Annotated in this window: 9 protein-coding genes; 5 read left to right on the top strand and 4 right to left on the bottom strand. The window is 60.2% G+C overall.

Annotation, left to right across the window (positions count from 1 at the left end; translation table 11 throughout):
• The first annotated feature begins 1,169 nt into the window (after window positions 1–1,169).
• The 4 genes from AC5Y5O_RS07135 (at window position 1,170) to AC5Y5O_RS07150 (ending at window position 5,679) form a co-directional block, all read left to right on the top strand.
• The gene (locus tag AC5Y5O_RS07135; RefSeq protein ID WP_016343721.1) at window positions 1,170–2,654 is read left to right on the top strand and encodes an aldehyde dehydrogenase family protein; all 1,485 of its coding nucleotides are present in this window, start codon (window positions 1,170–1,172) and stop codon (window positions 2,652–2,654) included.
• A gap of 61 nt (window positions 2,655–2,715) precedes the next feature.
• On the top strand, window positions 2,716–3,840 hold the full coding sequence (locus AC5Y5O_RS07140; RefSeq protein WP_016343720.1) for an alkene reductase: 1,125 nt from the start codon (window positions 2,716–2,718) through the stop codon (window positions 3,838–3,840).
• Window positions 3,841–4,229: 389 nt separating this feature from the next.
• A complete protein-coding gene (locus AC5Y5O_RS07145; RefSeq protein WP_196760141.1) occupies window positions 4,230–4,577 on the top strand; it encodes an ArsR/SmtB family transcription factor in 348 nt (115 codons plus the stop codon).
• Between the two features lie 316 nt (window positions 4,578–4,893).
• Window positions 4,894–5,679 carry an HAD-IIA family hydrolase gene (locus AC5Y5O_RS07150; RefSeq protein WP_165756133.1) on the top strand — a complete coding sequence of 262 codons (786 nt, stop codon included), beginning with the start codon at window positions 4,894–4,896 and terminating at the stop codon, window positions 5,677–5,679.
• 1,474 nt (window positions 5,680–7,153) lie between these two features.
• Here AC5Y5O_RS07150 and AC5Y5O_RS07155 read toward each other — a convergent pair.
• Window positions 7,154–7,996: an LLM class F420-dependent oxidoreductase gene (locus tag AC5Y5O_RS07155; protein WP_232341735.1), complete on the bottom strand. Its 843-nt coding sequence runs from the start codon at window positions 7,994–7,996 to the stop codon at window positions 7,154–7,156.
• Window positions 7,997–8,099: 103 nt separating this feature from the next.
• On the bottom strand, window positions 8,100–8,846 hold the full coding sequence (locus tag AC5Y5O_RS07160) for an SDR family NAD(P)-dependent oxidoreductase (protein ID WP_087139732.1): 747 nt from the start codon (window positions 8,844–8,846) through the stop codon (window positions 8,100–8,102).
• Between the two features lie 313 nt (window positions 8,847–9,159).
• On the opposite strand from AC5Y5O_RS07160, the gene AC5Y5O_RS07165 reads away from it, so the two are divergent.
• The gene (locus tag AC5Y5O_RS07165; RefSeq protein ID WP_016343715.1) at window positions 9,160–10,413 is read left to right on the top strand and encodes a bifunctional alpha/beta hydrolase/OsmC family protein; all 1,254 of its coding nucleotides are present in this window, start codon (window positions 9,160–9,162) and stop codon (window positions 10,411–10,413) included.
• An 864-nt stretch (window positions 10,414–11,277) separates the two neighbouring features.
• On the opposite strand, the gene AC5Y5O_RS07170 is transcribed toward AC5Y5O_RS07165, so the two are convergent.
• Window positions 11,278–11,511, bottom strand: a complete 234-nt coding sequence (locus tag AC5Y5O_RS07170; RefSeq protein WP_016343713.1) for an anti-sigma factor family protein — start codon at window positions 11,509–11,511, stop codon at window positions 11,278–11,280.
• A complete protein-coding gene (locus AC5Y5O_RS07175) occupies window positions 11,508–12,149 on the bottom strand; it encodes an RNA polymerase sigma factor (protein ID WP_016343712.1) in 642 nt (213 codons plus the stop codon). Before AC5Y5O_RS07175 ends, AC5Y5O_RS07170 begins: the two co-directional genes overlap by 4 nt.
• Window positions 12,150–12,378: the final 229 nt, after the last annotated feature.

Genomic DNA, 12,378 nt, shown 5'->3' on the forward strand with positions numbered 1-12,378 from the left:
GTACGTCATAGTTCCTGCGGGGATCTTGTGGGTCGAGACCGACGACGCGGATTGCGAGGTCTCGCCCTCGACCATTTGGGTGCCCACGCCCTTCCGCGCGGCGCTGCGGTCGTCGACGCCAAGTTCCTTTAGTCGCGGTAACCCCAGAAGTCGGCTTATCCGCCCCGTGTCGGCGCAATCGACCAGCACAGCACGGACCATTTAGCAGCGCAGCGCGGTCAGGGAAAACGCCGGCGTGGTCTGTCGGCCCTCGTAGTGCCGATTTGCTGTGTCGCGACTAACGGCCGAACAGATTTGGCGACCAATCTGCTTTGAGCAAGGCGATGAACGCAACCCTAAACGCACTGACCGCCACCAGACAGTGCTGGGTCTCTCCAGTTTTGGGCGACCTTGAGAGGCTATCGACGGCTAGGAGCGATGGTCCGACCATGTTGCGCAGCAACCGTTTCAGGCGGTAGAACACCGAATGCAACACGGTGCACACCCTGGCGAGAACGACCGCGAGTGTTCGCACTGCAGGTTCATCGGGTTCTGCGCCCCATCGGACTACTTGCCGGGTGACCTGCAGGCCAAACCGCCGATGCTGACCGGGTTACAATGATTCTTGCCTTGGCTTAGGCATGGTACACATGACGAGGTCGACGATGCTCGGCAAGCTTGCGGCGTTGCAGCAGACCTCGGCCCAGGAAGTAGACGCTGCGCGAGAATCGATCAAGTGGCCACCGCACCGCCGGCTTGGCACCGCCTCCCAAGCACTTTGAACCACCCCGGGTTTGATGCGCGTCAAACCTGGGGTGGTTCACGGGTTTTCGTATCGTTGCCGATTTCATTCGACTGCGGGTTCCTGGCCGGATGGCACGGTCGAACCTGCGCAGTTCGGCGAGTCCCTATTGAGTGGGGATCGTCCGAGTTAAGCCGCGCAGCAGAGCGCACCTCAAGCACGGTCACGCACCGACGGCCACCAACCAGCCGACCCGGCGGTGTTAGCGCAGGAAGACACCCCCTTTACGCCCATCTGAATATCGCGCTATTGGGATATTGACGTATCTCGATATCTAGGTTAGGGTTGGTGGCACCACGTCGTCAGGGGTGGTGAACAACGAAATCACGGAAGAGGTTGAGCCGGTTGTACTTCCGGCCCGCCCGCCAATCAGAAGGAGAAGCGCGCCATGTCCACGTCCCAGTATGCTCCGGACCGCAGCTACGGAATGTTCATCGACAACCAATGGGTGGACGCGGAGTCCGGGGAGACGATCGAGAGTATCAATCCCGCGACGGGTGAGGTGCTGACTCGTATTCCTAGTGGAACAGCCGCTGATGTCGATCGCGCGGTCCAGGCGGCGCAGCGTGCGTTTGCGGGCTGGAGGGCGACCACGGTGACGGAACGGGCGAACGCGTTGAACAGGATCGCCGACCTGCTGGAGGCTGACGCCGAGCGTTTCGCGGTCCTGGAGTCGCTGGATGTGGGCAAGCCGATTCGCGAGTCGCGCGTTCTCGACGTGCCCATCGCCATTGATCACTTCAGGTACTTCGCCGGAGTGATTCGCAGTCACTCAGACGAGGCGGCCGTGCTTGATGAACAGACCCTCAGCCTCGTGCTGAGCGAACCGCTTGGTGTGGTTGGTCAGGTGATCCCCTGGAACTTTCCGTTGTTGATGGCAGCCTGGAAGATTGCCCCGGCAATCGCCACAGGGAACACCGTGGTGATCAAGCCATCGGAGATGACGCCGGTCAGCATTTCCGAACTGGCAAAGATTTTCGCGCAAGTTCTTCCCCCCGGTGTCGTCAACATCGTCACCGGCACAGGGCCGGTTGCCGGCCAGGCCGTGCTGGATCACCCGACGGTACAGAAGCTGGCATTCACCGGTTCCACCCGAGTCGGCTACACCGTCGCCGAAGCCGCAGCCAAAAGACTGGTACCAGCAACGCTGGAGCTGGGCGGCAAATCGGCGAATATCGTTTTCCCCGACGCGAATTGGGACAAGGCCGTCGAGGGGGCAGCCCTGGCGATTCTATGGAATCAAGGCCAAGCCTGCGAATCCGGAGCTCGCCTCTTCATTCACGAGTCGATCTACGACCGTTTTATCGACGAACTAAAAGCCAAGTTCACCACGGCCCGCGTGGGGGATCCCCTCTCACCAGACACCCAGGTGGGCTCGTTGATCAGCAAAGCCCAGCTGGAGCGCGTGTTGGGCTATGTAGAAACCGGTCGTGCTGAAGGTGCCACGGTTTTGACGGGTGGTCGCCGGCTCACTGGCGGGGACTACGATTCCGGATTCTTTGTCGAGCCGACAATATTGGTCGATGTGCGCAACGATATGCGCGTTGCATCGGAAGAGATCTTCGGCCCCGTTCTCGTTGTTATCCCATTCAAGGACGAGGATGAAGTTATCGCCTTGGCCAACGACTCAGAATACGGACTCGCCGGCACAGTGTGGACCCAAGACATCAACCGTGCACTTCGCGTGGCACGCGCGGTGGAGACCGGTCGGATGTGGGTGAACACGGCCCATGAGATCCCTGCGCATGCACCCTTCGGGGGCTACAAGAAATCCGGTCTGGGCCGCGAAGCCTACAAATCCATGCTTGACGCGTACACCCACAAGAAGAACATCTACGTGAGCATGAACGAAGCTCCGCGCGGACTGTTCTAAATCGCGTATCCCATCGCTGCACAAGATTGAAACCATCACACCAACACCGGAAAGAAAAGAAATGAAAGACTCAGTGCTGTTCACCGCTACCAAGCTCGGCCCCTATGAGGTCAAGAATCGCATCGTTCTTCCCCCGTTGACCCGTTCGCGCAGTTCGCAGCCCGGCAACGTACCCAACGAACTCATGGCGGATTACTACACGCAGCGCAGTGGTGCCGGGTTCATGGTGACCGAAGGTACGCAGATCGAACCGCGCGGGCAGGGCTACGCCTGGACACCCGGGATCCACAACCTTGAACAGGTTGCGGGTTGGCGCAAAGTCACCGATGCGGTTCACACCGCCGGTGGGGTGATCTTCAACCAGCTCTGGCATGTGGGACGGGTGTCGCACACCTCGTTGCAGCCCGACGCCGGCGCACCGGTCGCCCCGTCGGCCATCACCGCGGACGCCGTGAAGGTTTTCGTCGAAACGGGCCCGGGAGCCGGAGCGCTGGCGCCGCCGTCGCCGCCGCGGGCTCTGACGACCGGCGAGGTCAAAGACGTCGTGCAGCTCTACGCCGACGCCGCGCGCAATGCTCTCGACGCCGGATTCGACGGGGTGGAAATCCACTCAGCCAACGGGTACTTGGTCAACCAGTTCATGTCCACCCATACCAACCACCGCAACGACGAATACGGCGGTTCCCTGCAGAATCGCCTCCGGTTCCTGCGCGAGGTGGTCGAGGCAGTTGCCGGCGTCGTCGGTAAAGACCGTCTGGGTGTGCGGTTTTCGCCATTGTTCACCACCACTGGCGAAGACCGTGTCTACCTTGGCCTTGTCGAAGATGACCCCCATGAGACCTACATCGAGGCGGTAAAGATCCTCGAAGAGGTTGGCATCGCATACGTGTCGTTGGCCGAGGCCGACTGGGACAACGCTCCCGAAATGCCGGAAAGCTTCCGTGTCGCAGTGCGCGAAAACTTCAGCGGAACCATCCTACTGGCGGGCAAGTACACCGCCGAACGCGCAGTCCGTGCCATTGAGGCTGGCTGGGCCGACTTGATCGCCTTCGGCCGACCGTTCATCGCCAACCCAGACCTGCCCGAACGGATCGCCAACGACTGGCCGCTCAACACCCCCGACCCGAGCACCATGTACGGCGGCACCGAGAAAGGCTACACCGATTACCCCACCTACCGTAGCTAGTAACCGAACCACGTCTTGCCGTGCAGTCGATCAGGCTGCACGGCAAGACGAGTCGCACCTCGGATGCTCCGCGGCCCAGCCGAACCGCCTACGAGAAACGTTTCATGCGGACCCAACCGCGAAGCCGCCAACGAGGTACGACATGCGCCGACGACGATCACCGATGGGCCGCGCAGCGTTCTGGCCAACTACCCAGCGCATCGGCACAAACTCGCAGGTACGCTAGTCCCTATACACGACAGGATCCGCAACATGTCTGTTCTCCAGCTCCCGGTGTGTCGAACTAGCAACGCCGCCACTGGATGTAGGCCCACGTTTACTAACTACTGTGCAACATCCTTCAGATCGGCGGCCCACCCGCGTAGCATGACCACGAAAGGGATCATAAAATGCTGAGCACTTCACCTGAACGTACTAATTCCCAGAATTCAATAAGTATTGATGTCAACGAGGCATTGAAAGCCCTCGATAACCCTACCCGATTAACGATACTCAGTTGGCTCAAGGATCCGCGAAAAAATTTTCCCGAACAGGATATCGATCCACAAGAAGTCGGCGTGTGCGTGAGTATCATTCAAAAACATGTCGGCTTATCACAGTCGACAGTGTCGTCATATATGGCAGTTCTGCAACGCGCGCAATTGGTAACCTCCCGACGGATCGGGCCCTGGACATACTACAAAAGGCACGAAAAGAATATTGAGTCGCTGCTGGAAGCCTTGAATGCGCTGATTTAACCGCTGCGCGCTCTCCTTCGCTGACCAACTGAGCACGAGCCAGCCAGGTAATAGCCTGCGGTAAAATCGACAGCCGTCATTTCACTTTTAACTGAACACGCGAGGACGCGGGGCTACCATCATTAACTGAGACGGCTTGATATTGCTTCGCGCAGCCCAGCCCGGCATCCACGTCAACGCCATACCGTTACAGAGGCAACTCCACTATGTCACCAAGTTCTGACAAACAGATCGGCGCCGCCCCAATCGCTCTTCCCGAACGTTCTCGATACATCCGGCACATGCGGCAGGTCAGTCATTTCGCGGAGTATCGATGATGCCAACGCCTGTAGTATTCAGCGACCTGGACGGTACGCTATACGTTGGTGACGAGCTCGTTCCCGGCGCGCCTGAGGCTGTGACAAGACTCCGAAACATGGGTTGCACGCTCCGTTTTCTCACCAACACCGATACTGTGCCACCACAGACCCTCCAAGAAACACTGCGCGAGCGCGGATTCGACGTTCGTGTCGGCGAAGTTTTCACCCCCGTATCCGCTGCCCTGCAACTCTTTGAAGCAACGCGCGGCCGGATCAACGTATTGCCGGTGGTGTCAAGCGCCTTGCTTCCGACATTTGCCCCCTACCGCCACGCCGGCGGTGCGATCACCCATGTCGTCGTCGGCAACACTCACGACACGCTAACGCATCAGCTACTCGACTTGGCGTTTCGCGCTCTCGAGCGCGGTGCGACCCTTATAGCACTCCAAAGAGGGAAGTATCGAAAACGCCCCGACGGCAACCATATCGACACCGGTGCGATCACGGCAGCACTTGAGCACGCCACCGGCGTCACCAGCAAACTCCTCGGCAAACCATCACCAGAATTTCTGCGATCCGCCGCAGCGAGCGTGCCCGTCAAGCCGAACGCACTCTGGCTGATCGGCGACCAACCCGCCAACGATATTGCCATGGGAAACGCGGTAGGCGCACACACAATCCAGGTACGCACCGGCATGTATGCCGACCAAATCGACCTTACCCAGACACATCCCGCAGAAACCACTCTGGACTCCATCGTTGACATGCCCGCTTGGCTAACGCGCAACGAGCACCAGCACTGATAGCCATCTAGCCGTACGACGGTGCCTGCGCTGTGAGTGTGGTAGTAACCGGTGTACGCGGCTTTACGGCCCGTGCCGCCAGACGTGCTCATCCACCCCGCGCACCGCCACGCCATCCAAGCGGGCCTGGTCAGCGATGAGCAAACCGCTGGCCCACCGTCAGTTCGGCTGGGAGCGCCCCGCGGCGCCTTCGGCTCACACCGGACCGCCTATGACCGATCAACCGAAAGGACCGCTGGCACTGGGAAGCCCGTCCCACCCGGCGCCACGAGACCAGCAACCGCGACCCGCCCACAAGCCTGACCCCGTCAACTGCGACCCGGAGTCCGGCGACCATCGCCTTGGACGGAAATCGAGACTAAGACGCCCCAATACCATCTTCCTAGATATAGCGATATCGCGATATCTAGATTAGAATCGTAGGAGTGACGCTCCGATCGGCAATTAATCTGCGAGGGCCGCAACTGACGCGGTGCCCAGCGAAAGTCGCCCAGCTGCTACTTGCCGGGTCGGCGTGCGTCGCTGCGATAGTATTCGCCGCAACGGCGACAGCTGAGGATTCTGCTAGCGATGCTGGAGCTGAATCGCCCAGCATCAGAATGACACTCGGCGAGACGACGACCAAGACGACGGCTCCTTCTGAACCTCGCACGCCGTTCGCTGAGCCAGCCGTCAAGGCAATGGTGCCCTGCGGATTCACATTCGGCTGCTGAGCGTGCCCAAGAGACTGCCAAGCTCGTCCCAATCGATCCAAACGACAGACCCAGTCTAGCCACCCGGATCTTTCATCCGAAACCCGTGAAGTGAAAGGTGTTTCGTGATCAGCAAGGACATGCCTGAGGCTGGGCGCCCGTCGCTGATGGCCATGTCTAACGATTTGACCACCAAGGTGGCAATCGCCTTCGAGGCTATCGGTCAGCCGACGATGCTGCGACTGACCATGTCGATGACAGCGCAGCAGTGCAACAGCCTTCGATGCTGCGGTGTTGGACATATAGCATTGACCTGCAACTTATTTGGAACGAGATGCTGTAGCAGGGGCTGACCAGATAATCGACTGTGACCACACCGCAGTGGACGTTGGAGCCACTCTGGTCCGGGCAAGTGTAGATGCCGGTCAGCCGTATCAGGGACCGACTTGGTGCGAGGGCTCCCTCGTCGGGACACCTTGGCGCACTTGGTGTTCGATGTCGTCTTTCTTGGTCCACTGAGAAGGGTGACCGGGTAGATGCCCAGATTGCCGGCGGACTAGCTCGGTGAAGTTCGCCGAGAGCGTGGAGGCATCGACAATAGGGGTCGAGATGCCAGGGAAACGGAAGAAGTACGACTAGGAGTTCCGTGAGGGTGCGGTCCGGATCGTCGAAAAAACGGGTAGGCCGGATCGCCCAGGTTGCTCGTGACCTGAGCCGTATGAGGGCACGCTGGGTAGCGCGGACACGGGCGGCCCGCGAGGGTCGCGGTGAGCTGACCCAGTCTAGCTGTATGTATCGCGCCAGTGGATCATATCTTTGAGTTCGCGAAAGTCGAATCCGTCTGCGTTCGGGTGGATTTCAGTGGTAAAGAACGTTACCCCCATACTCGCAAATGCGTCGGCGTCGGCGCGGCCTGTCCAGTGCACTGCGCGTTCAATCGCCGACTCATCGCGCCCTACTACCTGTGCCAACTCGCCAAGCAGTGCATTCTTACGCCGGTACTCGGCGGGGCTGGCGAACGTATGCCAGATGTCGGCGTACCGTGCCACCAAAGGCAGCGTGCGGCGCACCCCCATGCCGCCGATGAGAATCGGGATGCTGCGTGTCGGAGCCGGTATCAGTTTGTCGAGCCGCTCGCTTATGCGTTTCAGGCTGCTCTCGAATAGGTCCATCCGTGACTTGACGGTACCGTACTCGTAACCGTAAACGACGTAATCCTTTTCATACCAACCGGATCCAATCCCCAGAATCAGGCGGCCATCGCTGATGTGATCGACTGTGCGGGCCATGTCAGCGAGAAGATCCGGATTGCGGTAACCGACACCAGTTACGAGCAAGCCGATCTCGGCGCGTGAGGTGATCTCGCCCCATGAGGCCAGCGACGTCCAGCCTTCGAAATTATTGACGTCGGGCTGCACGGGTAGGAGCTCGGGCAACCCGTCGGAGGTCGGGGCGGTTGCGGGCTTGTGGAAATGGTCGTAGCCGAAGATTGCGTCTACGCCGAGTTGTTCGGCGGTGATCACTGCGTCGCGCCAGGTGCGGTAGTCAGGGGTGTCTCCTGGCCACAGCTGCACACCGACGCGAACAGGCAGGTTCCGACGGTTAGACATATTGACATACCTCATATTTCAATGGGATGCGCAGGACACGCACTAATCGATGCGCGCCGCATTCGGCGCCCGTGTGATCGGAATTGATGGCAGCATGGACTGTGCAGTTAGCTGGTGTTCAGACGGCGGTGCGGCCGCCATCTACAGCGAGGGTGACCCCGTGGATGTAGCTGGCTTGGTCGCTCGCCAAGAACACAATCGAGTTGGCGATTTCTTCAGCCTGCGCGGGACGGCCCGCGGGAGCAGGGCCAACCAGTCCGCGAAGCCCCTCACCCATAGCAGCGGTGCCTTCGGTGAACGTCGGTCCGGGGCTGACCGCATTGACCCGTATGCCCCGCGGTCCGTACTCGGCTGCCCACGTTTTGGTGAGGGATACGACCGCGGCCTTGCTGGCGCCGTACAGGCTGGTTCCGACGTTTCCGTACTCGGCAACCATCGTTGTGACATTGACGATCACGCCATTGCTGCGTTCGGCCATCTTGGGGGCTAGTTCGGCAACCAAGAAGAACGGAACGCGGACGTTGAGATCGAACACCGCGGTGAAATCTTCTTCGGTCATCGATTCGGTGGGTCCGAACGGATAGACGCCGGCGTTATTCACCAGCACATCGACATGGCCGAGCCTTGTAATAGCGTCAGCAGCGAGCAGCCTCGCGGATTCGGCGTCGTGCAGGTCACTGCTGAGAAACTCGGCCTTGCCACCCGTGGCCTCGATCTCTCCTACTAGCTGTTGCCCACGCTCCGCGCTCCGGCCTGACACGGCCACTACGGCACCGTGACTAGCCAGAGAGACGGCAACAGCCCGCCCGATTCCGCTAGTTCCGCCGGTGATGAGAACGCGTGCCTCGGACAGTTGCACAGCCATCGTTCATCCTGCTTTCTTATGGTCGACCGGATTGTGTGCCGCGGCCAAGGTTTCTTCGTACGATCACATGCGACCAATGAGTGTGCGGACGACGGTCAAGCGTTACAACTCTCGGCCGTCCCGCAGAGTGCTATAGGGTTCAGCGTGGCGATGCTCGCGCTGGAACACCGTGTGTGCAGGGTCTGCTGGCAAGCCGATCCCGAGTGGAAGGACAAGTATTGCGTTCGTCGGGCTTAGCACCCCGCCCCCGCGATCTGGACACCGCGGGCGGACTGACACATCCGCCAGTTCTAGAAATGAGGAGGTCGTCCCGATGAGCAATTCAGAGCGCGTGACGTTCGCTGGCAGTAGCGGCTCGCTGTCTGGGCGACTGGAGACTCCAGAACAGCCACCCACGACGTGGGCGGTATTCGCACACTGCTTTACCTGCGGAAAAGACAACTCGGCTGCGGCGCGAATCTCTCGTGCCCTCACCGGCAGTGGTATCGGCGTCCTACGCTTCGACTTCACGGGGTTGGGGGACTCCGAGGGCGACTTCGCCGCGACAGGATTCAGTTCCAATGTCGATGACTTGGTGTGTGCAGCCGACTTCATGCGAGCGAGCCACGGTGCGCCAACGATGCTGATTGGGCACTCCCTCGGTGGGGCTGCGGTGCTTGCGGCGGCGTCGCGAATCGATGACGTCAATGCCATTGCCATCATTGGTACACCGGCAGATCCCGGTCACGTAGCGGGCCTGCTGCGCCAGTCATGCGACGACATCGCGGCAGGTGAGGCGACTATATCTATCGCCGGTCGCGAGTTCCGTCTGCAGCAGCAGTTCCTCGATGACATCGCAGCACAGCCCCAGCGGGAACGTATCCGAGCGGCCGACGCTGCACTCCTAGTGTTGCATTCGCCGACCGACCAGGTGGTCTCAGTCGACAATGCCCGAGAGATCTTCGACATCGCGCGGCACCCCAAATCCTTTGTGGCACTTGACGGCGCTGATCATCTGCTCAGCTGCCGTGACGACGCCGAGTACGCCGCTACTGTGATAGCTGCCTGGGCTGGCCGTTACCAGAAGCACCGTGCGAGCACAGGTCTGACTCGCAGCGACCCTCCGCCGGGTGACGACGGTGTCGTACGGGTCGCAGAGCGGGGTGATGCGAGAAATCTCACCCAGGACATCACGGTCGGTTCTCACCGCCTTGTTGCAGACGAACCTCGTCCGATCAGCGACGACATGGGCCCCACCCCGTACGACCTATTGCTCGCCGCGTTGGGAGCCTGTACGTCGATGACGATCAGGATGTACGCCGAACGCAAACAATGGCCACTGGAAAGCGTGGTTGTCGATGCCCGCCATTCCCGTGTCCACGCGCAGGACTGTGCCGGGCTCGACAAAACGAAAGGGTTCATCGATCGCATTGAACGCAACATCATGTTGCAGGGACCACTGAGCGCCATCCAACGCGACAGGCTCATGGAGATCGCCAGCAGGTGCCCAGTGCACCGCACTCTCCGCTCCGAAGTGGACATTCGCACGACCGGGCGACTCCGTGATAGTAATCATTCCCAGCTTTGACCAGCATCCTCCATCATCGGCGGAGTCGCCCGCGGAGCCCGAAGCACGAATCGTGGGGGCCGCGAACGCTTCATCGCATGAGCCCATTGCGTCCCGTTGGCGTAGTGCGGATTAATGTCCGGTACAGAAGTGGTAACAGGGTAGTTTGCGCGAATGCGCATCCGACCGGGCACCGTGGTGCGCCGGAACCCGCCCACAGGTAGCCTGAACCCCGCGGCGATGAGCTCGAAACGACTCACTTGTGTTGCTGTGCCGCAAAGTACGCCGATACTTTTTTTCACGAACGCGATATCGCGTTACTTCTCGGCGATCCCCGCACGCAACCGGGTGCCAACTCGGCACGCTCGACCGCGGTCAGTCACCATCCGGTGAAACCTGTGCGCATCGGTGGCAGCGCCGTCCCGGAGCCATTCGGCCGCCACCCATTTACGTAACAGGTGCTCGTGAACATTGAGTTCCCGGCCGATCTCGGCGACCGGCTGGGCCACCATCAATCACCCGCCGAGCGGTTTGAACCTTGAACTCCGCCGTAAACGACCGACGAGTCCTGGACATACCCCATCCTCCCAGCGGAACCCCGTGCCCCCGCTATCTCGGGTGTCCACTGAAACTGGGGAGGCTCACCACACGCCAACGCCCGGGTGACCAAGAGCGCAAGCATGCAAATAGTTGCGCACGAATAGGTTTGGTCAAGTTAATCCCGACGAAGCCCGCTGTGACCTTCGCAAGCCGATGCCCGAGTCAAACAGCGATAAATGCTACCAACAACTGTAGGCGCCAGCCCCGCGCGATCGCGCGTGCTTGCCAGGCGCTAGGACTGCATCATTTGGCGCGCAGGTGGCACTCTGTGGTTGTAACAGGGCGTCACCGCCAATCCTTGAAAACCTCAAGTAGCTGCGCGCGGAATTCCGGTGCCAACTCGCTTTCACGGATCCGGCCCAACGTGCCGATAGTGACCCGAAACTGCTGCAGGTAGTTATCGCATCCGTCGCATTCGAGCAGGTGCTCATCGAACCGTGCCCGCGTTTCGAGGTCGAGTGAGCCGTCCAGATAGGCAGTGACAATTTCGACGAGCTCGTTGCAATCGAGTGGGTTCACGACGCATCTTTCAGATAATTTTCGAGAGCCGCTCGAATCACCGCACGGCCACGATGAAGCAGTACCCGCTGGTTCGCAGCGCTGATCTCGAGTAGTGCACAGACCTCATCGGAATCGAGACCGAGCATGTCGCGCATCGTCACGACAATGCGCTGACGCTCGGGCAGCGTATCGAGATTGCGCTTGGCGACGTCGGTGAGTTCCCTGCTCAGAGCCGAGCCCTCAGGGGTGTCCGGGAAAGGCGTCGGTGTCTCCTCCGCCTTCCAGTGCCCGGGCAGCTCGTCGCCAGCAGCACGGAACCGCTCGGGGTCAACTGTGCCGCCGGTGAACGCTTTGATCTGAGTGTCGACGTGCCTGCGTTCCTTGAGCCCTCTAGCCTTGGCGATATTGACAAGAACCGTAAAAAGCCAAGTACGTAGGGACGACCGTCCCTCGAATCTGTCCAAACCCTTAAGGAGCGCGATCCACGTCTCCTGCACGACGTCCTCGGCATGCTGCTCACTCGGCACGTAACCACGCGCCACCCGCAGCATCGCCGGAGTGTGACGATCGACCAACCGAGCAAAAGCTCGATGGTCGCCGGCGCGAAGTGCAGCGACCAAAGCGCCCTCGTCTTCCGAAACCGTGGCTGCGGTCATGGTCACTCAGCGACTGTACTCTACCGGTATAGCGATGGCGCTACCGTCGGCTCAGCCATACCCGTCATACTTCTATTGACCGGGATTCCCAATCAGGTGCGAGCTGAATTGCCTACATTTCGGCAGAACTGCGCTCTCGAACGACTTGGTGAAATACCTGTAAAGTTCGGCCGGACGATGCGGCCGCGAGGTCTCGCCCTTGATAGCAGTAAAGAAAATTCTCACATCG

Source organism: Mycobacterium sp. NGS40 (genome assembly GCF_059812735.1).